Source organism: Paraburkholderia sp. J76 (genome assembly GCF_905220295.1).
Classification (GTDB): domain Bacteria; phylum Pseudomonadota; class Gammaproteobacteria; order Burkholderiales; family Burkholderiaceae; genus Paraburkholderia.
This window is the reverse complement of record NZ_CAJMZJ010000024.1, coordinates 38506-63201: the sequence shown is the minus strand read 5'-3', so window position 1 is coordinate 63201 and position 24696 is coordinate 38506. Positions and strand designations below refer to the sequence as shown.

18 protein-coding genes are annotated in these 24696 nt (G+C 61.3%); 11 read left to right on the top strand and 7 right to left on the bottom strand.

The window, feature by feature from the left end; all coding sequences use genetic code 11:
* Together U5768_RS30695 and U5768_RS30690 are read left to right on the top strand one after the other, a co-directional pair.
* Nucleotides 1-189, top strand: a 189-nt coding sequence (locus tag U5768_RS30695) for a hypothetical protein (RefSeq protein WP_322034078.1), incomplete at its 5' end; no start/stop codon positions are given.
* Between the two features lie 395 nt (nucleotides 190-584).
* Nucleotides 585-1775 (top strand): glycosyltransferase family 4 protein, encoded by a 1191-nt coding sequence (locus tag U5768_RS30690; protein ID WP_322034077.1) that lies wholly within the window; start codon nucleotides 585-587, stop codon nucleotides 1773-1775.
* 16 nt (nucleotides 1776-1791) lie between these two features.
* Here U5768_RS30690 and U5768_RS30685 read toward each other — a convergent pair whose 3' ends face one another.
* Nucleotides 1792-2793 carry a GNAT family N-acetyltransferase gene (locus U5768_RS30685; protein ID WP_322034076.1) on the bottom strand — a complete coding sequence of 334 codons (1002 nt, stop codon included), beginning with the start codon at nucleotides 2791-2793 and terminating at the stop codon, nucleotides 1792-1794.
* A 342-nt stretch (nucleotides 2794-3135) separates the two neighbouring features.
* Nucleotides 3136-3999, bottom strand: coding sequence for an IclR family transcriptional regulator (locus tag U5768_RS30680; protein ID WP_322034075.1), 864 nt, complete (start codon nucleotides 3997-3999; stop codon nucleotides 3136-3138).
* Nucleotides 4000-4321: 322 nt separating this feature from the next.
* Between U5768_RS30680 and U5768_RS30675 the strand changes: the two genes are divergently transcribed.
* From U5768_RS30675 to U5768_RS30645, 7 genes are read left to right on the top strand one after another with little or no spacing between them, the layout of a single operon-like run.
* Nucleotides 4322-5413, top strand: coding sequence for an ABC transporter ATP-binding protein (locus U5768_RS30675; protein WP_322034074.1), 1092 nt, complete (start codon nucleotides 4322-4324; stop codon nucleotides 5411-5413).
* Nucleotides 5406-6311, top strand: coding sequence for an ABC transporter permease (locus U5768_RS30670; protein WP_322034073.1), 906 nt, complete (start codon nucleotides 5406-5408; stop codon nucleotides 6309-6311). Before U5768_RS30675 ends, U5768_RS30670 begins: the two co-directional genes overlap by 8 nt.
* 20 nt (nucleotides 6312-6331) lie before the next feature.
* Entirely contained in the window at nucleotides 6332-7126 is a 795-nt protein-coding gene (locus U5768_RS30665; protein ID WP_322034072.1) for an ABC transporter permease, read from the top strand.
* 47 nt (nucleotides 7127-7173) lie between these two features.
* Nucleotides 7174-7512: a (2Fe-2S)-binding protein gene (locus U5768_RS30660; RefSeq protein WP_322034071.1), complete on the top strand. Its 339-nt coding sequence runs from the start codon at nucleotides 7174-7176 to the stop codon at nucleotides 7510-7512.
* The gene (locus U5768_RS30655) at nucleotides 7509-8945 is read left to right on the top strand and encodes an NAD(P)/FAD-dependent oxidoreductase (RefSeq protein ID WP_322034070.1); all 1437 of its coding nucleotides are present in this window, start codon (nucleotides 7509-7511) and stop codon (nucleotides 8943-8945) included. The genes U5768_RS30660 and U5768_RS30655 overlap by 4 nt, the downstream gene beginning before the upstream one ends.
* Nucleotides 8938-10074: an FAD-binding oxidoreductase gene (locus U5768_RS30650; protein WP_322034069.1), complete on the top strand. Its 1137-nt coding sequence runs from the start codon at nucleotides 8938-8940 to the stop codon at nucleotides 10072-10074. Before U5768_RS30655 ends, U5768_RS30650 begins: the two co-directional genes overlap by 8 nt.
* 12 nt (nucleotides 10075-10086) lie before the next feature.
* Nucleotides 10087-11133 (top strand): ABC transporter substrate-binding protein, encoded by a 1047-nt coding sequence (locus U5768_RS30645; RefSeq protein ID WP_322034068.1) that lies wholly within the window; start codon nucleotides 10087-10089, stop codon nucleotides 11131-11133.
* Between the two features lie 338 nt (nucleotides 11134-11471).
* Here U5768_RS30645 and U5768_RS30640 read toward each other — a convergent pair whose 3' ends face one another.
* From U5768_RS30640 to U5768_RS30625, 4 genes are all read right to left on the bottom strand, one after another.
* Complete coding sequence (locus U5768_RS30640; protein WP_322034067.1) at nucleotides 11472-12608, bottom strand: hypothetical protein; 1137 nt, start codon at nucleotides 12606-12608, stop codon at nucleotides 11472-11474.
* 204 nt (nucleotides 12609-12812) lie between these two features.
* Nucleotides 12813-14012 (bottom strand): hypothetical protein, encoded by a 1200-nt coding sequence (locus U5768_RS30635; protein WP_322034066.1) that lies wholly within the window; start codon nucleotides 14010-14012, stop codon nucleotides 12813-12815.
* 299 nt (nucleotides 14013-14311) lie between these two features.
* Nucleotides 14312-15748 carry a hypothetical protein gene (locus U5768_RS30630; protein ID WP_322034065.1) on the bottom strand — a complete coding sequence of 479 codons (1437 nt, stop codon included), beginning with the start codon at nucleotides 15746-15748 and terminating at the stop codon, nucleotides 14312-14314.
* Nucleotides 15738-19397 (bottom strand): type VI secretion system tip protein VgrG, encoded by a 3660-nt coding sequence (locus U5768_RS30625; RefSeq protein WP_322034064.1) that lies wholly within the window; start codon nucleotides 19395-19397, stop codon nucleotides 15738-15740. Before U5768_RS30625 ends, U5768_RS30630 begins: the two co-directional genes overlap by 11 nt.
* 262 nt (nucleotides 19398-19659) lie before the next feature.
* Here U5768_RS30625 and U5768_RS30620 point away from each other — a divergent pair, with 262 nt between their 5' ends.
* Together U5768_RS30620 and U5768_RS30615 are read left to right on the top strand one after the other, a co-directional pair.
* Nucleotides 19660-21219: an SH3 domain-containing protein gene (locus U5768_RS30620; protein ID WP_322034063.1), complete on the top strand. Its 1560-nt coding sequence runs from the start codon at nucleotides 19660-19662 to the stop codon at nucleotides 21217-21219.
* 396 nt (nucleotides 21220-21615) lie between these two features.
* Entirely contained in the window at nucleotides 21616-22689 is a 1074-nt protein-coding gene (locus tag U5768_RS30615; RefSeq protein WP_415914001.1) for a porin, read from the top strand.
* A gap of 16 nt (nucleotides 22690-22705) precedes the next feature.
* On the opposite strand, the gene U5768_RS30610 is transcribed toward U5768_RS30615, so the two are convergent.
* Nucleotides 22706-24640, bottom strand: coding sequence for an alkyl/aryl-sulfatase (locus U5768_RS30610; protein WP_322034061.1), 1935 nt, complete (start codon nucleotides 24638-24640; stop codon nucleotides 22706-22708).
* Nucleotides 24641-24696: the final 56 nt, after the last annotated feature.

The following is a 24696-nucleotide window of genomic DNA, read 5'->3' as shown; positions in this document are numbered from 1 at the left end:
ATTCCTCGATTGTCCGCGCAGTGTAGTGAAACCGGTATGCGATTGGCTGTGCTTCGTCTCAGCGCAAACGCCGCGTCGTTAAAGGCATTACGAAAAACATTCGATTGGCATTCTGCCGCCTATGTTTGTTATCGAATTGAAGGCCCAACCGCCATCGGTCAACTTTACGATACTAAGCCGAAAATCTGATGCAAACCTTAAGCGCGGCCTTTCTTTCGAGGTATCGAAACATGCACGGGCTATTGTGGCGAATCCATATGACAATTTCCATCCTGGCGCGCTCATTAACGGGAATGGCGAGGCCAATGCGGGCACAATCCGTGCTCGTTTTTCCGGAACTCGTTCCTGGCGCCCTCGCCGACACCAGACTGCGGGTGCATTCCCAGAAAGTATTCTCCGGACGATTTTCATTCACGTTGCATCATCTCCGTCATATCGGACAAGTTTTCGCTGATCGCCGACATTGCGTAAAAACGGCGGGCAATCAGGTTACGATGCTTTAAACGCAGGGCGATCATGCTGGCCAGGCACCTTCGCGGTGCGTCGCCTGTTCAACCACGCGCTACCGTGAGCCGTCATTGTCCATGCGCATCCTTTTCGTCATCGGCAACCTGGGCGACTATCACGTCCCTCGCTACGAGGCTCTCGTTAGCGCAGCTTCCAGTCGCGGCCACCAGGTCGCGCTGCTCGAAGTCTTTGCGCGCTCCGGCGTCTACGGCTTTCCTCAGGAACGCCGCGCCGCCTTCTTTGCGAACCGCCCGCGAATGGCGGAAACGCTGGTCGAAAACGGCGCCGACAGCGACGGCCTCAGCGCGCGCGACACCGCACGTCTTATCGCGAAGGTGCGCAACTTCATGCCCGACGTGGTCATCACGCTCGGCTACAACACCGGCTATTCGGCGGTGCTCTGTTTCCTCAGACATCTCACGCGCCGCTTCAAGCTCATCTATATGTCGGACTCCAAGGCCGACGACGGACTGCGCCAGCGCGCCAAGGAGCGCCTCAAGCGCTTTATCGTGAGCCGCTTCGACGGCGCGCTCGTCGCGGGCGAAAAGCATCGCCGCTACGCGCAATCGCTTGGCATTCCGAAGGAACGCTCGCGCATCGGCTTCGATGTGATCGACGTCGACTATTTTTCGGACCTCGCACAGGCCGCGAGCGGCAACCCCGAAGCCGTGCGGTCCCGCTTCGGGCTGCCGCAGCGCTACGTGTTGTGCGTAAGCCGCTTCGTTGCGCGCAAGAACGTCGACGTGCTGATCGACGCCTACCGTAAATCCGGCGTATTCAACGAAAATATCGGTCTCGTTCTGGTGGGCCAAGGCCCGCTCGAGGCGCAATTGCGCGCGCGCATCGCGTCGCTCGGACTCACGCCGCATGTGACGATACTCAACTCACTCGCCAATCAGGAAATGCCGAATCTCTATGCGCTCGCGGAATTCGTCGTGCTGGCGAGCGAATTCGATCAATGGGGTTTGTGCGTGAACGAAGCGTTCGCGGCCGGCTGCCCCGCCATCGTCACGCGCACGTGCGGCGTGGCCGGCGAAGTGGTGATAGACGGCGTGAACGGTTTCGTGGTCGAGCCGCGCGACGTGTCGACGCTCGCGCAGCGAATCGGCGAACTGGGCGGCGAGCCCGCGCTGCGCGAGCGCTTTGCCGCCGGCGCGCAAAGCACGATCCGGCGCTGGACGCCGTTACTCTTCGCCGCAAGCGCGCTGGAACTCGCCGAGGTCACGACCCGCCGCGCAAGCGACCCCGCGCACCACGAACTCGTCTAGCGCGTCTTCACGCGGTTCAGAGATGGGGTGCGAAAACGCGCCCGGGCGCGACTTTCCGCTTGAGCGTACGCATCAGCAAATAAACGGTGCCGTGGCGCTCGACGCCCAGCCGCTGCGTGAGCGTCGCGCCAAAACCGTTGAGGAAACTGAACGTCGACGGGCTTGAAAAACCGTCGAAGTCGAAGGTGAGCCTGCGTTCCAGCGCGCGGCCAATGCCCGTCCACACCAACAGGCTGATCGATCCGCAATGCGCGTCCTGCGCACGCGACGAAAGCAGGTAATACATTGCCTGATGATCCCAAACGAGGCCGACCGCCGCCACGAGCTTGCCGCCCTGCCCATAAGCGCCGAGCAGCGTCCCGGCCTTGCGCTCGACGAACGCGTTGACGAGATCGCGCATGACCGCGTCCCCGTATGCGTTGGTACGCGAGCGAGCTGCGAGATTTGCTTCGTAGAACGCAATGAATTCATCGGGCGCGAGGTCCGGCACGACGGTCAATTCGCGCGAGGCGCTGCGGATCACGTTGCGCGTCTTGCTGTTCAGACGCTTCCACGCCTCGTCCGCCGTGGTCTGCCGGTCGATGCGGAAGGTGTATCGCGCCGACACCGTAAAGCCATGCAGCGCGAACGCGAGTGCGTCGTCGATGCGCGGGTCGAGGACCTGGAAAAAGCTGTCACAGTCGGGCAACTGGTCGATCAGCTTTCCGGTGACGTCGAGTTCATGATGGAGTTGACGCGCCTCGCTGCCCGTCACCGACTTGATAACCGGGCCGAGCGTGCGCGTGAGCGGCGGCAAGTGCGAAACACGCCACAGGCGCGTGCGCTGCATGGCGTACGGCATCTCGCCGATGACCTCGTCGTTCTGCTTCACCACCGCAAGCTTCCAGTCGCCTTGCGTGGCGATATCGAGCCACCAGCGTTCGTGAAAGATCGAAGGCGCCGCGCGCACCGGCACCGGCGCGGCAGTCGCAGCCGGTGCCTCGAAAACGGGCAACGTCCGGTCGTTTATGGTCGTCATCAATCACCGGTATATTCTGTCTGCAAGCGCCGCGGGTCACACACGCGCTCTTCCTCCTACCCCCGGCGCCCACGCTTCACAACGGCTTTGCCGTTCGAACACCGCCCCCAGTTTACGAACAGCACCCTGCCGGTTTACGCCAAAACCAAGACATACGCGGTTGGGCTATCCCCTGGTCGATTTTTGTCCGATTCATACTTCCCGATTTCGCATTGCAGCATTGCCCGAAGCCGCTGAATGTTGCGCACCACTCACATAACGAAAAAACGATTCGCGAACATCCAGCCTGGTCAGGAATCCATTTGGCGTGATGCCTCCTGATTCGTCGGCGGGATCGGGCGCTCAGGCCAATGGTTGCGTCGTCATCGCTCGCGTGAGGCCGTGCATGGGGCGGCGCACCGCCACGTCGAACGGATTCGTTTGCGGCCCGATGATCCCGGCCTGCCGCTTGAGCAACTCGACGATCGTGGGCAACCGGTCTTCCGTGAGGCGCGCCGCCAGCGTGCCGACGCTCAACGCGCCCACGGCGCAACCGTTCTGGTCGAGAATCGGCACGGCCACGCCCGCCATGCCCTCCAGCACGCCCGTATTGCGTCCCGCATAGCCGAGCTTGCGCACGCGCTCGATCTCCGTGCGCAAATACACCTCGTCAAGCACACCGTAGCTGCGCAGGCGCGGCACGTTGAAACGAATGATTTCCTCGCGTTCCGCTTCGGGCTGGAACGCGAGGATTGCAAGACTGCCCTGACCCACGCCGAGCGCCACACGTCCGCCGATATCGCCCGTGAACGAGCGAATCGGAAACGGACCTTCGCACATATCGAGGCACACCGCGTCGAAGCTGCTCTTGACCAGCAGGAAAATCGTGTCGCCGAGGCTCGCGCACAGGCGCAGCAACGCGGGCCGGCAGAGCGTGCGCATGCCGCTGGGATTGCCCGCCTGCGCCGCGAGCGCAAAAAAATCGACGCTCAGCCGGTAGCGTTTCGTGCCTTCGTCCTGCTCCACGACGCCTTCGGCGATCAACCCTTGCAGCAGCCGATGCACGGTGGCCTGTGTGAGCCCCACGGACCTGGCGAGCGCGGTCACGCGACTGCCTTCCGCCCGGCTCGCCCCCAACGCGCGGATCACCGCGAAGGCGCGCTGCAACACGCCCGCGCCGCGCGCGTCGTCCGCAGTCGTTCCACTTTTCTCTTCTGCTGCCGTCATATCGACCTCGATTTATTCCATTCAACGGAATATCTGCGGAAAGGTTGCGAGGGATCGTCGTGGTGCCCAGATCGTTGAACCGTCTTGGGGCACGCCTTCATTGGGCCACAATTCAGGGATTTCCCGAAGTCCATCGAGTGAAATACTCGACGGTGCGGAATGCTATCCCATTCCGTTAAACGGAATATAAATGAGATTTCTATCGTTTGATGGAATTTTAAATTGACGGCCCAAAATTTGGCTAGCTACAGTCGGCTCAACGCCACACACGGCGACTCATCCAGCGAGAGCCGGCGCAACCCATGCACTGGAAGGCCACACCATGTCGTTCCTCACCCTGACCGATGTGTCGAAATCGTTCGGCGACCTGCAGGCGGTCACCGGCGTCAATTTGTCGGTGGAAAAAGGCGAATTCGTCTCGCTGCTCGGCCCCTCGGGCTGCGGGAAAACCACGACGCTGCAGATGATCGCCGGCTTCGTGGAAACCACGCGCGGGCGCATCGCGCTCGACGGCCGGGACATCACGCACATGCCGCCGAACAAGCGCGGCCTCGGCATCGTATTTCAGAGCTACGCGCTCTTCCCGCACATGAGCGTGGAGCAGAACGTGAGTTTCGGCCTTGAAATGCGCGGCGTGGATAAAGCCGAGCGCAAGGAACGCATTCGCGAGGCGCTAGCGCTCGTGCGCCTCGACGCCTACGCGCACCGCTTTCCGCGCGAGCTTTCGGGCGGCCAGCGCCAGCGTGTGGCGATCGCGCGCGCCATTGTGATCGCGCCGCCCGTGCTGCTGCTCGACGAGCCCATGTCCAATCTCGACGCCAAGCTGCGCGAAGACATGCAGTTCGAACTGCGCGCCATTCAGCGCAAGATCGGCACGACCACGCTGATGGTCACGCACGATCAGTCGGAAGCGCTCTCGATCAGCGACCGCGTGGTCGTGATGGAAAGCGGCCGCATCACGCAGGTCGATACGCCTTATCGCGCGTACGAGCGGCCCGAGAACGATTTCGTTTCGCAGTTCATCGGCAAGGCCAACATGCTCGCGGGACGCATCGTCGCGCGCGAGGGCGACACGATCCGCGTGGACCTCGGCAACGATCTCGCGGAAACGGGGTCGACCGCGCAACTGCCCGAGCGCGGGCGAGCGGTCGGCGTAGGCGACGCCATTACGCTTTGCATTCGCCCCGAAAAGCTCAAGCTGTGCGATCGGGGATCGGGACGACTCGCGGGCCGCGTGACGAGCCGCTTTTTCCTCGGCAGTCAGTGGCTTTATCGGCTCGACAGCCGCGCGGGCGAAATGCTCGTGTGCTGCCAGAACGAGGGCAAGGAGCCGCTCGCCGAAGGCGATCACGTGGGTATCGACTGGCATAGCGACGCGATCCGCTTCATCCATCAGGAGAGCGCCCGTGTCTAGCACGCTTCCCGCTTCCCGACGCGCGCCCCGTGCAACCGTGCGCGCCGGCTGGCAGGCCTACCTGCCGCTCTGGCTGATGAGCGCGCCGGCGCTGCTGCTGTTCTCCGCGCTCGTGCTCGTGCCGCTTGCCATGACGTTCGCGCTCACGTTCTATCGCTTCGATCCGATGAGCGGCCCCATTGCCGCATTTGATCTGCACAACTACGTAGAAGTGCTGGGCTCGTCGTACTTTCACACCATCTTTTTGCGCACTTTCGGTATTGCGGCGCTCACCACGCTGCTGTGCGTCGTGATCGGCACGCCCGAGGCGTACATTCTTTCGCGCATGCGCGACCCGTGGCGATCGCTGTTCCTGCTCGCGATTCTCGCGCCGCTGCTGGTTTCGGTGGTGGTGCGCGCATTCGGCTGGAGCATGCTGCTCAACATGAACGGCCTCGTGAACCAGTTCTTCGGCCTGTTCGGCGCCGGGCCCTTCAAGCTCGAATACACGACCTTCGCCATCGTCATCGCGCTCGTGCACGTGATGCTGCCGTTCATGGTGATTCCAGTTTGGACCGCGCTGCAAAGGCTCGATCCGCAAACCGAGAACGCCGCGCTCTCGCTGATGGCTTCGCCGTTCACCACCATGCGCCGTATCGTGCTGCCGCAACTCATGCCCGGCATTCTCTCGGGCAGCCTCATGGTGTTCGGCCTTTCGGCGAGCGCCTTCGCGATTCCGGGTCTGCTGGGCGGCCGCCGCCTGAAAGTGGCGGCCACCGCCGTGTACGACCAGTTCCTCAGTTCGATGAACTGGCCGCTCGGCGCGACCATCGCCGTGTTGCTGCTCGTCGCCAATCTCGTCGTGATGCTCACCTATTACCGCGTGCTCGAACGGCGCTACACGCGCAGCATGGGCTAAGGGGCCAAGGACAAAACATCATGCGTAAAAACGGTCTGCTTGCCCTCACGTTCCATAGCTTCGTCATTCTGTTCGTGCTGGCGCCGCTCGTCATCGTGATTCTCGTGGCCTTCACGCCCGACGAAACCCTGACGCTCCCCACGCACGGACTTTCGTTGCGCTGGTTCCGCGCGATTCTCGACTACCCCGACTTCATCACGGCGTTCTTCAACAGCCTCAAGCTCGCGTTCGCCTCCGCCACGCTCTCGCTCGTCGTCGCGTTGCCCGCGGGCCTCGCAATTGGCCGCGCGCGCTTTCCGGGCCGCGGCTTCCTCAACGCATTGCTGCTTTCTCCGCTCGTGATTCCCGGGCTCGTGCTCGGCATCGCGCTGCTGCGTTTCTTCGCGCTGATCGGCGCAACCGGGTCGTTCGCGTGGCTGATTCTCGCGCACATGATCATCATCACGCCGTTCGTCATGCGGCTCGTGCTTGCCTCGGTCAGCGGCCTCGACCGCAGCATCGAACATGCGGCCGCCTCGCTCGGCGCGAACGCATGGACCACCTTCCGCCGCGTGACGCTGCCGATGATCGTGCCCGGCATCACCGGCGGCTGGCTGCTTGCGTTCATCAATAGTTTCGATGAGCTAACGATGTCGATTTTCGTGACCTCGCCGCAAACCGTCACGCTGCCCGTACGCATGTACATGTACGCCACCGAGTCGATCGACCCGATGATGGCATCCGTCTCCGCGCTCGTCATTTTCATCACAGCCGGCGCGATGTTGCTGCTCGACCGCGTGTACGGGCTCAACCGCATTCTGATCGGGCAGCACTGAACGCCGCCCGTCTCTTTCGAATCCTGCTGCCGCGCCACTGATCTTCCATGAGCACCGCCACGCCGCTTCACCCTGCCCAGTTCGTCCGCGTCGCCGAAACCGCGCGCGCGAGCGTTTCCTTCGTTCTAGACGGCGTCGAAGTCGAGGCGCTCGCGGGCGACACGCTGCTCACCGCCATCCTCACGCACCAGCGCCATGTGCGTCGCAGCGAGTTCAGCACCGAGCCGCGCGCGGGCTTCTGCCTGATCGGCGCGTGCCAGGATTGCTGGGTGCGCAGCGAGGACGGCACGCGCCTGCGCGCCTGCTCCACGCCGCTGCGCGAAGGCATGCGCGTGATCACGCGAACCGGTTCGGATATCGAAGTAATCCATGGAGGTGCGCGATGAGCACGCGCAAGCCTGCTCGCATCGTGATCGTCGGTGCGGGACCGGCCGGCATTCGCGCCGCGCAAACGCTCGTGGCCGCAGGCCTGCGCCCCACCGTAATCGACGAAAACGCGCGCTGGGGCGGCCAGATCTATCGCCAGCCCGCCGCGGGCGCGGGTTTTTCGCGCACGAAAGCCACCCTGTACGGCTTCGAAGCGAAGAAAGCCGATGCAGTCCACCGCGCCATGGCCGCCCTCCTTCCGAAGATCGACTATCGCCCCGACACGCTGGCGTGGTCGTGCGAGCCGGGGCGGCTCGACACGCTGCGCGAGGGCCGTGAAACGAGTGTGCCGTGGTCGCATTTGATCATCGCGAGCGGCGCGACCGACCGCATTCTGCCACTGCCCGGCTGGACCTTGCCAGGCGTCTACACGCTCGGTGGCGCACAGGTCGCGCTGAAGGCGCAAGGCTGCGCCATTGGCCAGCGTACCGTGTTCGCGGGCACCGGGCCACTGCTCTACCTCGTCGCTTACCAGTATGCGAAAGCGGGCGCGCAAGTGGCCGCCGTGCTCGACACGAGCCCGTTCGCGCGCCAGGCGGCCGCTACGCCGAAACTGCTCAACCAGCCCGGAACCTTCGCGAAAGGCGTGTATTACGTCGCGTGGCTCAAAGCGCACGGCGTGCGCATGGAACATGGCGTTGCGCTCAAAGCCATCGAAGGCGACGAGGCAGTGCAATACATCCGCTGGCACTCGAACGACGGCAAAGAGCACGCACTTGCCTGCGATGCCGTCGGCCTCGGCTACGGCTTGCGCCCCGAAACGCAACTCGCCGATCTCGCGGGTTGCCGCTTCGCCTTCGACGACCTCAATCGCTGCTGGCTGCCCGAACGCGATGCGGCGGGACGCAGTTCGGTGCCGGGCGTCTATCTGGCCGGCGACGGCGCAGGCATTGCAGGCGCCGACGCCGCCGAACTCGCGGGCCGCCGCGCAGCGCTCGCGGTGCTCGAAGACGTGGGCATCGAAGCGCCACAGCGCGATGCCCGTTTGCCCGACGCGGCAACGATCGAAAAACGCCTCGCGCGCATTACGCGCTTTCGCGTCGGAATCGAAGAGGCGTTCGCGCCGCCGTCCAGCTGCGCCGCCCACTGGCCCGACGACCTGACGATCTGCCGCTGCGAGGAAGTCGATGCGGGCACGCTGCGTAGTTGCGTCCGCAACGGTCTCGCGAGCGAAGTCAATCGCCTGAAGGCGCTCACGCGCATCGGCATGGGGCGCTGCCAGGGCCGCATGTGCGGCGAATCCGCGATGGCGCTGCTGAGCGCGGAAACCGGCAAGCCGCTGCACGAAGTGGGCCGTTTGCGCAGCCAGGCGCCCATCAAGCCGATTCCCATTTCGCCGATGTTGTTCGACGACGGCGTGCAGGTCATCGAAGAGGAAGCCCACGATGAATGACACGCGCCACTTCCAGGTCGTGATTGCGGGCGGTGGGCTCGTCGGCGCATCCGCGGCGCTCGCGCTCGCGCGCAAGGGCGTGAGCGTCGGCTTGTTCGAACGGCGCTTTTGCGGCGCACAGGCGAGCGGCGTGAACTACGGCGGCGTGCGCACGCATGGCCGCAGCGCCGAGCAACTGCCGCTTGCAGTGCGCGCGCGGCGCGTGTGGGGCCGCTTGCCCGAGTTGATCGGCATAGACGGCGAATTCGTCGTTTCAGGGCATTTGCGCCTCGCGCGCCGCGACAGCGACCTCGAAGCACTCCATGCGTGGGCCGCCATGGCGCGCGAGTTCGGCGTGGAATCGCAAGTCATGGGCGGCGACGCGTTTCGACGCCGCTATCCCTGGCTCGGCAAGGCCGCCATCGGCGGAGCGCTCTGCGCAAACGACGGGCACGCGAATCCGCGTCTCGTCTCGCCCGGTTTCGCGGCGGCGGCGCGGCGTGCCGGCGCGCACGTGCAGGAGCAGACCGCACTCAGCGACCTGAGCTTCGACGGATGGCATTTCCAGATGCGCGCGGGCAACGAGCGCATCAGCGCCGACTGGCTCATCAATTCGTCGGGCGCGTGGGCCAATACGGTGGCGGGCGCATTCGGCGAAACCGTGCCGATGAAACCGATCTACCCGAACATGTGGGTGACCGAACCGCTGCCGCGTTTCATCGAACACAACCTAGGTGTGTATGGCGGCGGCGTCTACGCGCGCCAGGTCGAGCGCGGCAACTGCGTGATCGGCGGCGGCCGCGGACACGGCGACGGCGAATACGCGCAGCCTTCCACGGCCACGACGCGCGCCGTCATGCGCGACGCGTGCGCGCTGCTGCCCGGCCTGCGCGATGCGCTACTCATCCGCACTTGGAGCGGCGTGGAAGGCGAAACGCCGGACAGCAACCCCATCATCGGTTTCAGCAATACCACGCCGCGCCTCCTGCACGCTTTCGGTTTTTCCGGCGGCGGCTTTTTGCTCGCGCCGGGCGTGGGCGAAGTCCTCGCGGAACTCGTGACCGCTGGCGCGACGAGCACGCCTATTGAAGCGTTCGCCATTGGCCGCTTCACGCAATCTCCCGTTCATGCCGCTCTCCCAATCAAATAAGGAGTCCCCACGATGAAAATCACACGCACACTGGTCTCGCTAGCCGCATTCGTCGCCGTTGGCTTTTCCGCCAGCGCCTGGTCGCAAACGAAGACGATCTACGTCGGCATGAACGGCGGCCCGATGGAGAAGGCCTATACGAGCCAGGTTCTGCCCGACTTCGAAAAAGCCAACAACGTGAAGGTGGGGGTCGTACCCGGCACCTCTTCCGACGTGCTCGCGAAGCTCCTCGCCAACCGCAACAGCCCGCAGATGCATATCGCCTTTCTCGACGACGGCGTGATGGCGCGCGCGGTAAGCATGGGCGTGTGCGAAAAGCTCGACGATTCCCCCGTGCTAAAGGAGCTTTATCCGTTCGCGCGCATGAAGGGCGACGTTGGCGCGGGCGTGCAACTGGGCATGACGGGCATTGGCTACAACACGAAGCTGTTCGCGGATAAAGGCTGGGCGCCGCCTACCTCGTGGCTCGATTTCGCGAATCCGAAATACAAGGGCAAGGTGGTGTTCCAGTCGGCTTCGAGCAGTACGTTCGGGCTGCATGGCTTTCTCGCCATCAATCGTTTGATGGGCGGCAGCGAGAACAACGTCGAGCCGGGCTTTACGAAATGGGCTAGCACGGTGGGGCCGAACGTCGTCGAATATATTCCGAACTCGGCCAAGCTCTCGGAGATGATCCAGACCGGCGAGGCCGGCATCTTCCCGCTCACGCCCACCGCAGTAGGCGACCTGAAGGACAAGGGCTTGCCGGTGGCCTACGCCAACCCGAAGGAAGGCGCCGTGCTGCTGCTCGTGGACCTGTGCGTGGTGAAGAACAATCCCGATCCGCAACTCGCGCAGAAGCTCGCACAGTTCCTGCTGTCGGCGCCCGCGCAAAGCAAGGCGGCCGCCGCCGGCAAGCAGATTCCGACCAACCAGAACGCGACCATGCCTCCCGACATGCAAAAGAGCCTGGGCAATCTCGATCAACTCGTGAAGAAGGTGACGGTGGTGGATTGGGACGTCATCAACGAGCACCGCGCGCAGTGGGATTCGCGCTGGAATCGGCAGATCGAGCAGTGACGGGGTGATGGGCGGGCGCCCCGCGAGTTCGCCGGGGCATTGGCATCTAGACCCAAGCAATCATGTCGTGGTCGGATGCAATAAGGCGCGGCGGCGGATCGCACTGGCATTTGCAGATGTCGAATTCCAGTGCCGGCTGCTTGCCGCCTCCAAGATCGTCTTGGGGGCGACTTCCGGACGGTGCGATAAAGCCGTCTGTGCCGCAGTTGAAGCAGCGGACTTTCGCGAAAAGGTAGCTTAGTTCCTTCCCTCGGTTTTCTGTACCCTTGATGCCGTCAAGTACGAACCCGCCATTCGTCGTGCGGTCTCCTTGCCGGATATATGCGCGCCTTTGCATGTTAAGCCTCTAGCCGATACCGCGGAGCGTATGGAACTTCGCTGATGCCAGTGGCGACGTAGCCGTCTTCGGCTAGTGTGTTGCCAGGCGGGATTGCATGTTCGGACAGCTTGGCGCGCTGGCGTGCTTCGTAGGCCTTCCATTCATCGGGCGTGGAGGGAAAGTCATTGTCGAAGGTGATGGGCGCTGCCTTCGAATCACTGCCAAAGTTAACCTTCCCGCCCGCACCGTTCACACCTGCGACGTAAATGCTCGTATATACAAGAGCCGAGAACTCGTATTGCCCCCTCGGCACCTTGCCGGTCGGAATCGCAAGAAATTTGTATGTAACGGACTCGCCAGCGGGTATTCTTACTAGCGTCCGTGACTCGCCCATCGTCGTAACCGTCTCGACCGGATATTCGTCCTTGTTTAGCAAGGGAGTACCCGCAAGTTCCGCGCGCCATTCTCCATCTCCTCCGACACGGAAGCCGCTAATATCGAGCCGCTGGCCGGCAAGCTTTTCCCACATGTCTGGTGTTGCCATCCTGATGGGATAACGACCACCATTTGCGAATTTCACAGCGATCACGAACTTGTCTTTATCCCGTCTGACATCAGAAACCCGTGCATCGAACTTGACAATTGATCGGCCGCCAAGCTGGTATTTTTCCAGAATTCTTTGCTTCAATTCAATCGAAAGAGACCAAAGTTTTCTTGTGAGATCGCGGAAAGATCCGCTGTATGTCTTCAGCCTTCCGTCCCGCATGCAGCGCAATGCGTATGCCATCTCTGGGTCAACATCAAGATCAGGTGCGGGCTTTTCGATCGCAGCTATGCACAGTTCTTCGTGGAGCACTCTTGCACGTTTCAGGTCGTAATCCGATAGCTGCGTTTCGACAAGACCCGCTCCTTTATATTTCATATCAAGCGTATTTGACAGTGAAAGGTGAGCCATTCCACCGGCAAGCCAAACAGTGACACTGTTGCCCCCAAGTTCGTGGTGCGGCAAGCTGTCAACCTCTATCGCCTCCTCGTTAGACCACGGATCATCTGCAATCGAATCTTGTGACATAAAGAGTAGTCCAGATAAACAGCAAATCACCGAACGAGTAATGAACGCGATGTGCGCCCTTGCGAGCAGCCTATTACGCTTCATAACCAATCCTCCACCGGCGCCAAACGGGATTTTCCAAATCAAGCGGCTTTTCACCGGTCAATTGATAGAGGTGTAGCCTTACGTACTCCAGATAGTCATCGGAAACAGGTGAGTTTTATTGTGGGTTGATTTTCCTTCATTCACTAATTGTCCGTTGAGGCTGAAAAGCGATTCCAGTATTGTTCGACTTTGCATGTCACGCCCCTAGCCAATACCAGGAAGCGTACGGAACCTCTCCGACACCAGCGGCGATGACGGCCGGCGCGATTTCACCCGTCTTGAACGTGCGCGCTTCTTGTGAATCACGTATTCATCGGCGGTGTTGAACCGGTAGCCCGACGTACAACCGGCCCAGCGTGCGTCACGTGGGCAGGGCTCGCCTGGTGAGCACAGCGTACTGCGCGCAAGATCGGCTTCCCATTGCCATACTGGTTGTGGCCGAAGAGGGAATGGCTCGCCTTTGGAATCGTAAATGCGCTCCGATTGGTGGGTCTGCGCGCCTTTGTTGAACGGATACACCCAGCGGCTACGCTGGCCGGTTTCCGATATCAGCCGGTAGTAGCCGTCTTCGGCTACTGCGTTGCCGGGCGGGCTTACATGTTTGGACAGCTTGGCGCGCTGGCGTGCTTCGTAGGCTTTCCATTCATCGGGCGTGGAGGGAAAGTCATTGTCGAAGGTGATGGGCGCTGATTCCTCGTCATCAATAAAATTGACAGTGCCGCCAGCGCCATTCACGCCTGTAACAGTAATGCTTGCATAGACCACGGCTCCGAATTTGTATTGTCCCTTCGGCACCTTGTCCGCGGGGACTGCAAGGAACTTGTACGTTACGGTTTCGCCAGGAGGAATTCTCACTGTCGTTATCGACTTTCCCATTGTGGTTACTGTTTCGACTGGGTAGTCACTTTTGTTAATGATTGGCTGACCCGCCAAATCCGCTCGCCACTCGCCGCCTCCACCAGCACGAAATCCGCCGATATCAAGGCGTTGTCCCCACAACCTGTCCCAGTTGTCCGGCGTGCTCATCTGAATGGGATACTGCCCGCTATTCACAAAAGCAACGGTGACGGCAAATTTGTCCTTTTCCCGATGGACATCGGAAACCCGAACGTCAAACTTGACGATAGAGCGTCCCTTATCCGCGTAGTTGGCCAGCATATCCTGATGAAACTTGCCTGAGAGAAACCACTCCTTCTTTGTTAGATCGCGAAGCTGACCGTGGTAGGCGACAAGCTTCCCGTCTTGCATGCAGCGCAACGAATAGGTCATCTCCGGGTCGGTTTCGGTGTCGGTTTCAGGTTTGGCGATTGCAGCTTTACAGAGTTCGTCGTGCACTTCCTTGGCTCGCTCGAAATCACCCGGCGATAGTTGCGCTTCAACGAGCCCAACGCCTCTGTATTTCATGTCGGTTGTCCTTGACAACCCGAGGCGAACTATGCCGGTTGACAACCAGACCCCGACACCGTTACCTCCATACTGGTGACTCGGGAGCATCGTAACGACTACTATCTCCTCATTTGTTTTACTTTCCTCTGCATGCCCTTCGCTCGACATAAACAAGCCTCCAGAAAGCCAACACATCGACACTAATACGCTCGTCCAACCGAGCGCGCGTCGCGGGGCGTTATTGAGCCTCATAGCCAATTCTCCACCGACGCCAAACGGGATTTGACTTGTCGAGCGGCGTTTCACCGGTCTGCATGTCACGCCCCTAGCCAATACCAGGAAGCGTACGGAACCTCTCCGACACCAGTGGCGATGACGGCCGGCGCGATTTCACCCGTCTTGAACGTGCGTTTCTCGTGAATCACGTATTCATCGGCGGTGTTGAACCGGTAGCCCGACGTACAACCGGCCCAGCGTCCGTCGCGTGGGCAGGGCTCGCCTGGTGAGCACAGCGTACTGCACGCAAGATCGGCTTCCCATTGCCATACTGGCTGTGGCCGAAGGGGGAATGGCTCGCCTTTGGAATCGTAAATGCGCTCCGATTGGTGGGTCGCCGCGCCTGTGTTGAACGGATACACCCAGCGGCTACGCTGGCCGGTTTCCGATATCAGCCGGTAGTAGCCGTCTTCGGCTACTACGTTGCCAGGCGAGATTACATGCTCGGACAGCTTGGCGCGCTGGCGGTCCTCGTAGTCCCTCCACTCTTGGGGCGTTGCAGGAAAATCAGTATCGAAGGTGATAGGGGCTGAGAACGCATCGCTGCCGAAATTGACAGTCCCGCCAGCGCCGCTCACGCCTGAAACATCGATGCTCGTATAGACTACGGCTCCGAATTCGTATTGCCCTTTTGGCACCTTTCCCGCAGGCACTACAAGGAACTTGTACGTTATAGATTCGCCGGGTGCAATTGTCACCGTTGTTAGCGACTTACCCATTGTGGTCACTCTCTCAAGCGGATAGTCTCCCTTATTCATGATTGGCTGACCCGCCAAACCCATTCGCCATTCGCCGCCACCTCCTGCACGAGTCCCACTGACGTCGAGGCGCTGTCCAAACAGCGGATCCCAATTGTCTGGCGTTGTCATTCGAACTGGATAGCGGCCGCGATTCAGGAACGTAACGGCGACAGAAAATCTGTCCTCTTCCCGATGGACATCGGAAACCCTTGCATCAAACTTGACTATTGAGCGGCCTTCGCTTTGGTACTTGTTTACAACACTCCGCTGGAATTCCCATGCCCTGTACGCAACGATCTTAGGGAATTCTCGAAGTTGCCCGCTGTATGATACTAACTTGCCGCTTTGCATACACCTCAACGAGTAGAAAACCTCAGGATCAACAGTAAGATCGCTCTTAGGTTTGTCCATTGCCGTCTTGCATAACAGGGCGTGAAGTTCCCTCGCTCGTTTGAAATCGTCTGGTGATAGCTCGGCTTCTACTAGTCCGACGCCGCTATATTTCATGTCAGTTGTACGCGATAGCCCGACACGAACGATGCCCGTGGATAACCAGACGCCTACCCCGTTACTTCCGTATTCATGATAAGGCATACCGGAAATAGCGAACCCCTCCACATCGGCATTCGCTTCTTGTGCAATCGCCCCTTTAGACATAGGTAATGCTCCTAAGAAACAACACATAAACAATGCGACTAGCAAGGCGCGCGTGTCGATCCAAACATGATTACGCTTCATATCCAATCCTCCAGCGGCGCCAAACCGGGCTTGACTTATCTTGAGGCGTCTCGCCTGTTAGTTTGCAGAAGTGCCTCCTTACGTACTCCAGATAGTACGGATGGGCTTTCGCACTCGGGGCCGCACCTTTGTCTAGTGGAATCGCTATGCTTGCTCCACCGCCCATGACGTTGAATTCTGACCACAGTTGCCACGTCTGCTTCGTGGCGTTAGCGTCGCCAAGGGAAAAATCTATTTTCTTGTCATGGTCGATATACTGTTTGTGAATCCAGCCACCGGAAACCCAATACTCATCGGGGTAGTTAAACAGGTGGCCGCACTCGTGTGCGATTACATTGGTGTCGGCCGGATTGTCATGCCAAACCCAGGTCTTATCCGGCTTTTCTTCGGGATACATATTTATTTCTCCCCAAGAGCCGGAATCAGCCCGCTGCGTCTTCGGAAACAGGTTGATTGTTTTATGGATGGTCTTGTTCTTCCCGTTTTCTGGCAACACGCCTTTGGGACTTACAAGCAATTCCACCTTGAACACGACGGCCACACGCGCGCCGCAAGCGGCACCCCGTGAGCACCCGTTCAAAATCAAGCTACTGCGATGGCCATTGAGAACTGCCTCTACCTGCTGTTGTTTCGTGTTTGCGTTGAATCTCGAGCCGGTACCCTCCCGATACTTCAACACATAGCCGCCGTACGACATGTCTACGCCATTCCCAGCTACAGAGCCGTACAGATCATGATCGTACGGTACTGACTGTGATTGCCCATCTTCTCCCTTTAGCGAATTTCCGAGTGCATCGCATTTGAAGAGATCGACCGGAATGACCTTGATCCGTACCGTCGCGGTAAGCGTCTTTTTCTGTGGGTCGAACGTCAGTTCAAACGCTGTATCAAATTGGCTTCCGCTGAGCGGTCGATCACCGAAAATTGACGCCGGTGAATCAGGGTACGGCGTAGCCTTATCAGCTTTGAGTCCGTAGTACAGTCCCGTTTCCGTTGTGTCCGAGCACTCAACCGTAAACGCAGGCGTAAGCCAGTTGCAGTACTCCGCCTTCTCGAGCTTCATCGGCACGCTCGCCTCATTAACCACAGGACCCTTGGGCTCATGCGCAGAATCCTGGTCCGCACCTGGCGATTCGGGCGAACCAACAGGCGCTTGGGGCGCGCCCGCGGGCGCCTTCGCAGACGGTCCAACTTGCGGCGCAGTAGCGAGCGGCGCCGGAGCCTCTCCAGCGCTCGTCGTCTCTTCGGACCCGCTTGGCAGATGCGACACCGGCAAGCGGCCCGAACTCCCATCCCACGCGCGGCAACTCACGACAAGCGGCACCAGTCGCGGCGAGAATTCCGGGCCGGCAAGGTGCATCTGCGACGCCGGATAGCGGTTCCACGGCCCGAGCGTTTCAATACCGTGAACCGCACCGATCGAAATCTGGCCATGCCTGAACCGGATATAAGCGCCGCCGCATTCGAGCGTCAATTCCCGCTTGGCGCGCACGAACACCGCGCCGTCCGCGCTCGATACGGTCACGTCATCTTTGGCGGCGATTTGCGCATGACTAGCGTGAGCCTGGATCAACACCGGCCCGTGGCCGCTGTATATCTTGATGCCGAGTTTTCCCGCGTAAAGCGTAAGGCCCTCATAGGCATGCAACAGAATGCGTTTGAGCGCGCTGACATTAAAGCGGGAAGCCGTCGCAAAGCTCGTGTCCTTGCCTGTCGATACCATCATTCGATCAGGCGTCGCCATGCCGATCCCATCCGGCGCGGACAATGCGATCACGGAGCGTTTCAGGTCGGTGAGTTCGTCCTTGAGCCATTGGTGCTCGGCCCGCAGATCGTTCGTTTCCGCATTGGACGCGCGCGCCATGTCCGTAAGCGCATCGAGATTCGTCCGCATCGATTCGAATTGGGCAATTGCCTGCGTCGTATCAGCCGCCTTGCCGCTCGCCTGCGCCTGGACATATGTCGAGAGCAGCAGGCCCGCAGCGCGCACGGCACCCTGATCGTCGGATCGAAGTTCGAACCCGGTGCCCCGCTGTTCGACATTGCGGTTGACGATGTATCCGAGATTCAGTTGCGACTTGCCGTAATCAGTCGACAGCTTGACGTGCTGTTTGCCCGTACGGTCGTCCATCTGAAGCGTATTGTTGGTACGCGTGCGGATCGTATGACGGGAAGCCCAGGGATGCCCAACCACGACAGGATCGGCATGTTTCGCCGTATGCAGAACACCGCTGATATAAGGCAGGTCTGGATTGTTCCAGAGGAAGGCCACCGTAACGACCGTTTCCGGTTCGAGCCCATAGTGAAAACCGGTTATTCCGGGTCCGGCGAACGGCTTGGCGAGCCGCATCGGGCAGCTTTCCAGACCCTTTACGCGTTCATCGCGGTCCGTGTGAAGATGGACGATATAGCGTCCCTGATCGTCAAGGTACGGACCGTCATAGTCTTTCGTCGATGCGATCGTGCCTGTTATTACGCCGGGAATGCGCGGCCAGGTTTGCTCCAGCAGCGGCATACGGTACTGGCGATCGGCCGGCATTGCCGTAAATGCCACCTTGTAGCCTTCCTTGCGCGAAGCGCTGCATGTCGTCGCCGTTATCAGAATGCCATGCTCGGCATCGGGCAATGTTCTGTTCGATAACTGGAGCACGCACGCCGGTGCGATATCCAGCATGTCGCACGTACCCGTGTAGACAACCTGGGCCGCGCGGGCGGCTTCGTGACGTAGTGTGACTTCTTCTCTGGCGGCTTGCGCGTCGCCGTATGGCATCCCCCATGCGTAGGCTTCGCCGTATGTCGTGCGGTCGGCAACCCAGTCCTTCCCCCTGCGCACATGCTCGCTTTCGCGCTCAGCCTCGATCGGCAATCCTGATGGTTCATCAGGACTGAAACTGCGCACGACCTGACTCGCCGCCATCGTCGCGCTACGCGTAACAAGCGACTTCACGGATTCCTTACCGCTCGTGTGCAATCCGCCTGGGTCGTGATACGGCCGTTCGAATCGCTCCCGGTCGCGGGTGTACTTCGAGTAGTCGTCGCCAAAGCGCACGCGAGCGCACAGCTTGCCCTCTTCGCAGACAAACCAGATACCGCTTCGACGGCATAGGCGCTGGATGAACGTCAAGTCATCTTCGCCCCATTGCATCACCATGGGCCGCTTCCGGTACTCGCGATACAGGTCGAACACGGCCTCCGCGAATATCTGATTGAATTCATGCTCCTTCAATATCTGCTGGATAATTTCGGGGTCCTTCTTATCCAGAAAGTGGCGATACCGAGGCGTATTGCGCAGTAGCGCAAGGCGCGATTCAAGCGTGATTTCGTATGTCGTTTGATCGGGCGACCCGGGAAACTGCGCGAATGCCGTAATGACGCCCTGTACGCGGCGCGGTTCTTCGGCCTCGCCCCAGCGGGTGGGCGCAGGCGGCTGGATGACGAACGCCGCTGTGTGGTTGAGGAAGTCCGAGCGCGAGAGGTGAGGGTTTGGGTGAGTGAACTGGATCGTGTACTTGTCCGGTTCGCCAATCGCCCGGCATCCTGCGAAGGAAAAAATATCGGCTCTCGCAGCTTCGGCCACGTGCGGCATGTCGAGGGTGTAGAACTGGTGAACGTCGATGCCAGGACGTACCAGCGGATCGCGTGAATTCAAATAACACTCCTTACCTGGGCGGCAAGATAGCCTCGTTGGGATATCTTTTTAGCTCAATCAAGCTATATTCAGGTGAGGAATCAGCGCGCGATATGGGAATGATCCGAAAATGCCCCGCAAGCCTCGGCATAACGATCCGCCGCGCATTGCTGTTCGCATTGGTTTTGACATTCGCCAAATTCCGGCCAATCAGGCTGTGCTTTCGCTGTGCACCGAGGCGCGTCCGGTATCATCCACGGGTTGTCGAACCGCCCGCTCGCCCATGCGCTCCACCCTCGATTGTTCGTCCCGTATTCCCCCTTTCGCCGGCGCTGCGCGCGCTCGCATCCTCGCACTGGCGCTAGCCGCCGCCTGCGTGCTGCAAGGCTGCGCAACCGGCCCTGCCGCGCACAATCCGGCCGCGCAATCGCTTCCGCCCGACACGGTCACGCTCTTTCCCATCGAGCATTACGACCAGAACGTCGATCACTGGATCGATCCCGCCAGCGCCGGTTACGACAAGCCCTTCCTTTCCGCCGAAGTTCAGCGCGCGCATTTCGACGCACTCGTCGCGCGCTATTTCGGCGCGGGTCCGAACGATCCTTCGCCGTGGAATCGCGCGTTTGTCGAGCAGCGTGTGTATCGCGACGGCGGCAGCGACATCGCCGCGCTGCAAACGCGCCGTCTCGCCGAGTTCGACAACACCGGCAGCGCGCCACGCCGCATTGGCTACGGCATGAATTTCCGGCCGCACACGAAAGCGTGGATCGACGCCATCGAGCGCAATGCCGACGTCGACCAGTTCGGGCAGGCCGGCGGCTTCGACGCCGCGCGCCGCGCGATCGCCACCACGGCGCTTTACGTGCGCGAGTTGCCCACCATCGACCCGTCGTTCTATTCGCATCGCATCGCGGGCGAAGGCTATCCCTTCGACAACCTTCAGGTGAGCGCCGTGCGCCCGGGCACGCCGCTCTACGTGCTCGGCACGAGCGCCGACGGCGCATGGCGCTACGTGCAGACGCCGGACGTGCAGGGCTGGGTGAGAAGCGAGGGCGTGGCGAGCGTCGATGAGGCTTTCGTGAAGGCATGGCGCGCGGCGGCGCATCAGTCGCTCGGCGTCGTGGTGGCGGCCTCGGCCGCGCTGCGCGACAGCGCCGGCGTGTTCCGCTTCGAAGCGCCCGCCGGCACGCTGCTGCCGCTGCGCCCGGCTTCAGGCGCAACGCCGGGCGAGGTGCTCGTGCCGGCGCGCGACATCGACGGCCGCGCGGCGATCCGCACGGCGGCGCTCGATTCGAACGCCATCGTGCCCGCGCCGCTCGCGGCCACGCCGCGCCATCTCGCGCAGTTGATGAAGGCGCTGATCGGCCGCCCCTACGGGTGGGGCAACGCGAATTTCGACAACGACTGCTCGGCCGAGCTGCAGAGCATTTTTGCGGCGTTCGGCGTGTGGCTGCCGCGCCATTCGTCCACGCAAATGAACGCCGGGGCGATGACCGATCTTTCGGCCTCCACGCCCGCGCAGCGCCTCGACTGGCTCGTGCAGCACGGCGCGCCCATGCGCACGCTCATCTATATAGGCGGCCATGTGATGCTGTACCTCGGCAACGCCGAGCGCGACGGCAAGACGGTGCCGCTCGTCTATCAGGACGTGTGGGGCCTGCGCCCCGCCGACAACAGCCGCCGCGCCGTAATCGGCGGCTCGGTGATTCTTCCGCTGCTGCTCAGCTACCCCGAGGACCCGAGCCTCGAATCGCTTGCAGGCACGCCGGTTTTCCAGGTCAGCATTCTGGGCGCGCCCGCGGGCAACGCGCCGCCGCAGGACGAGGAGAATCCGGCGGGGTGAGCCCGTCGTTCGTATGCGGAACTGTGATCGTTTCTCCCAGGATGACAAATTCCGCACGGTCGTACAAAAATACCTCCATCGAACGTCGCATTCCGTCAACGTTGCACACCTCTCGTCAGTGGAGAAGCGATCGGTGAACGCGCAATCAATCCGGCTCATGCCTTTTTGCAGGCCTACGATGACCACGCGCTTACCCACCCTGCGCCTGCGCGAGCGAGAGGACCCCGGCCGCCGCGCCAGACCTCGGCATTTCCAGTAGCACTCCCAAGTTCCTGTTTTACGCGGTTCCGTAAGGAACCGTAGCCCCCTGTTGCCTGTTGCCCCAAAATTCAGCATCGACCCCGATCCATAAATAACATTAAGGATAACGAAATGTCACAACGCGACAACGTCGGCATGAAACGGCTGGTGGGCTGCCTCGCGGCGGCAGGTTTGATGGGCGCGGCAGGTGTCGCGAGCGCGCAGAGCAGCGTCACGCTGTACGGTATCGTCGATGGATCGATTCTCTACACGAGCCGTACGATGAACATGCAGACGGGCCAGAACGCCGGTCACCAGTTCTCGTTCACGGACAGCGGCATGTCCGGCTCGAACTTCGGCATGCGCGGCGCGGAGGACCTGGGCGGCGGCATGCGCGCGGTGTTCGCGCTCGAAAGCGGCATCAGCGTCGCAAACGGCCAGTTCAGCAATTCCAATGGCAACATTTTCGGGCGTCAGGCTTGGGTCGGCATGGAAAGTCCTTACGGCACGGTCAAGGCCGGTTTGCAGTACTCACCGTTTTTTCTTTCGCTTTACCAGACAGACCCGCGCGGCATGTCGTACTTCGGCAGCGGCCTGGTGAGCTACGTGAACAACGTGTACGTGACCGGCCTCTTCAACAGCAACGCGCTCACGTACACGTCGCCGGAAATCGCCGGCGTCCAGGCAATGGGGATGTTCGCCATGGGCGGCGCAGCGGGGGACTTCCAGGCCGGACGCCAGTATTCGGCGAGCCTGCGCTACCACATCGCAGGCTTCACGCTCACAGGCGCGCTCTACAGCGGCAACGCCGGAGGCAGCGCAGCCGCCACGCCGGTGCCGAGCACCGTGGCGTTCGTGGGCCGCACCATCGGCGCAAGTTACCGTTTTGCGAACTCGCTCACGATCTCCGCTTCGTATGCGCTTTACAAGGTTGCGCAGTCGTTCGACAACAGCGTCTACTCGGGCGGCCTCAGCTATATGATCACGCCTTACCTCGACGTCGACGCAGGCGTCTGGTACACGCACGACGGCAACGACGGCGGTAATCACTCGCTCCTCGCGTCGAGCGGCGTGCAGTTCTTCCTTTCCAAACGCACGACGCTCTATGGCCAGTTCGGCTACGTGAACAATCACGGACGCATGGATACGGGCTTGTCGATCAACAACGCGCTATTCGAAGTCGCCGGCTCGACAGTGGGCGCGAGCGTCGGCATACGGCATCTGTTCTGATACGCGCCCCTGAGCATCAAGGTTCGACGACGTTGAAATCGCCGTCGAACTGATCGAGGGTTTCGAGCAGCGCGCGGAAGAACCCGGCTTCGCCTTCGAGCTGAATCTCGCGCGCGGCCACGGCATCGCGGAACCCGGTTTCGCCACAGAGTATCCGGTTCAGCGTTTGCCTCGACATCGCGACATGCAGGTCCGCCCGCTCGCTTTCGCCCGGGCCCGACCAGGTCAGCGCGCCGTGTTGCAGATTCAACGTGAACTGCCGTTGAAGGTCGGTGAACCGCCAGCCAATGCGCATCTTCAGATGCTGCGCCTTCAGGCCGTCCACGCGCACGGCGAGATAATCGAAGAACATTTCCTCGGTGATCGCGCAGACCATGTCGCGGCTGCGGCTGCTGAACTGCGTCGACGCATTGCGCCCGTGCCGCAGTTCGCGCGCCCCGAGAAGAAACGCATTTCGCCACGTCGCGGACTCGGTCTGATAGCCCATTTGTTCGAGCGCCGCCGCACCGAGTTCGCGAGCCTCGCGCAGTTGCGGCTGCGCGAAAACAAGGTGATTCATCACCTGTGCGACCCAGCGATATTCGCCGCGTTCGAAGTCCGCGCGGGCGCGTTCGAGCATCGCGCCGGCGCCGCCCATGTATTCGACATAGCGGGGCGCCGAAGCCTCCGGCGGCAAGGCATGCAGATTGGAAGGATTGCCGTCGTACCAGCTGAGATAAAGCTGGTAAATCGCTTTCACGTTATGCGAAACGGTGCCGTAGTAGCCGCGCGTATGCCATTTCGCGCGCAACGCATCGGGCAAACGAATCTGCTCCGCAATTTCCACGGCATTCAGTCCGCGATTCATCAGGCGCACGGTCTGGTCATGCAGGAATTTATAGAGATCGCGCTGCGCCTCCAGATAATCGACGATACGGTCGTTCCCCCACGTCGGCCAGTTATGCTGCGCGAACACGACTTCCGCCCCGCGTCCATAGCGTTCGAGCGACTCGCCTAGATAGCGCGACCACAACTGGGCATTGCGCACCTGTGCGCCGCGCAGCGGACAGAGATTGTGCAGGGACCGCGTGCCGTTCTCGGCGAGATTGAGCGCCCGCTCGCCGGGGAACCAGAAGTGCATCTCGGCGGGCGCCTCGCTTTCGGGCGTAAGCTGGAACACGATTTCCACGCCGTCGATCACGTGCGTTTCGGTCGCCTCGCGAATCAGCATCGTGGGCGGGATGAGCGTGATCGTTCCACGCGGAATGGATTTCCCCATTCCCGCATCGATCTGGCAGCATGCGTTGCGCGCGAGCGTATGGCCGAACTGGAACTGGGCGCGGCGCGCCATTGCCGTACCGGCCATCACGTTTTCGGAAACCGCCTCCTCCATGAACCCCGCGGGCGCGATGATCACCGTCCGGCCCGATGCGACGTCCGCCTCGCTCGTCACGCCGCGCACGCCTCCGAAGTGATCGGCGTGACTGTGGCTGTAGATCACCGCAACCACAGGCCGCTTCGGCCGATGCGAAAAATACAGGTCGAGCGCCGCGGCAGCCGTTTCCTTGCACGTGAGCGGATCGATCACGATCAGGCCGCTCTCGCCTTCGATGAACGTGACGTTCGATACGTCGAAGCCTCGCACCTGATAGATGCGCCCGGTCACGCGAAACAAGCCGTGAATCGTGTTCAGCCGCGCATGACGCCACAATGCCGGATGCGCCGTAGCCGGCGCGGTTTCGGCTTCGAGAAAATCGTAGTCTGCGAGCGTCCAGACCAGTTGCTCGTACTCGCCGCGAATTTCCGCATTGGCAATCGTGCCGATGAAACCGCGCCGGGCGTCGAGCAATTCGTGCGCATCTTCCGCGGGCAGGTCGAGCAACGCCGCCTCGTGCGCCGCGATCGTCGCGGCCGTGGCGGGCAGCGCCCTGGCCAATGCGTGGGTCTCTTCGTCGTTCTGCAGATGTGCCATGGGAAATTCCTCAATATGACGTGCCGCCCCTCGCCGTCGACGAAGGCGCGACGGTG

Coding starts and splice junctions, on each gene's coding strand:
- U5768_RS30690 (WP_322034077.1), top strand. CDS start 585: ATGCGCATCCTTTTCGTCATCGGCAACCTGGGCGACTATCACGTCCCT.
- U5768_RS30685 (WP_322034076.1), bottom strand. CDS start 2,793: ATGACGACCATAAACGACCGGACGTTGCCCGTTTTCGAGGCACCGGCT.
- U5768_RS30680 (WP_322034075.1), bottom strand. CDS start 3,999: ATGACGGCAGCAGAAGAGAAAAGTGGAACGACTGCGGACGACGCGCGC.
- U5768_RS30675 (WP_322034074.1), top strand. CDS start 4,322: ATGTCGTTCCTCACCCTGACCGATGTGTCGAAATCGTTCGGCGACCTG.
- U5768_RS30665 (WP_322034072.1), top strand. CDS start 6,332: ATGCGTAAAAACGGTCTGCTTGCCCTCACGTTCCATAGCTTCGTCATT.
- U5768_RS30660 (WP_322034071.1), top strand. CDS start 7,174: ATGAGCACCGCCACGCCGCTTCACCCTGCCCAGTTCGTCCGCGTCGCC.
- U5768_RS30655 (WP_322034070.1), top strand. CDS start 7,509: ATGAGCACGCGCAAGCCTGCTCGCATCGTGATCGTCGGTGCGGGACCG.
- U5768_RS30650 (WP_322034069.1), top strand. CDS start 8,938: ATGAATGACACGCGCCACTTCCAGGTCGTGATTGCGGGCGGTGGGCTC.
- U5768_RS30645 (WP_322034068.1), top strand. CDS start 10,087: ATGAAAATCACACGCACACTGGTCTCGCTAGCCGCATTCGTCGCCGTT.
- U5768_RS30640 (WP_322034067.1), bottom strand. CDS start 12,608: ATGAAGCGTAATAGGCTGCTCGCAAGGGCGCACATCGCGTTCATTACT.
- U5768_RS30635 (WP_322034066.1), bottom strand. CDS start 14,012: ATGAAATACAGAGGCGTTGGGCTCGTTGAAGCGCAACTATCGCCGGGT.
- U5768_RS30630 (WP_322034065.1), bottom strand. CDS start 15,748: ATGAAGCGTAATCATGTTTGGATCGACACGCGCGCCTTGCTAGTCGCA.
- U5768_RS30620 (WP_322034063.1), top strand. CDS start 19,660: ATGCGCTCCACCCTCGATTGTTCGTCCCGTATTCCCCCTTTCGCCGGC.
- U5768_RS30615 (WP_415914001.1), top strand. CDS start 21,616: ATGAAACGGCTGGTGGGCTGCCTCGCGGCGGCAGGTTTGATGGGCGCG.
- U5768_RS30610 (WP_322034061.1), bottom strand. CDS start 24,640: ATGGCACATCTGCAGAACGACGAAGAGACCCACGCATTGGCCAGGGCG.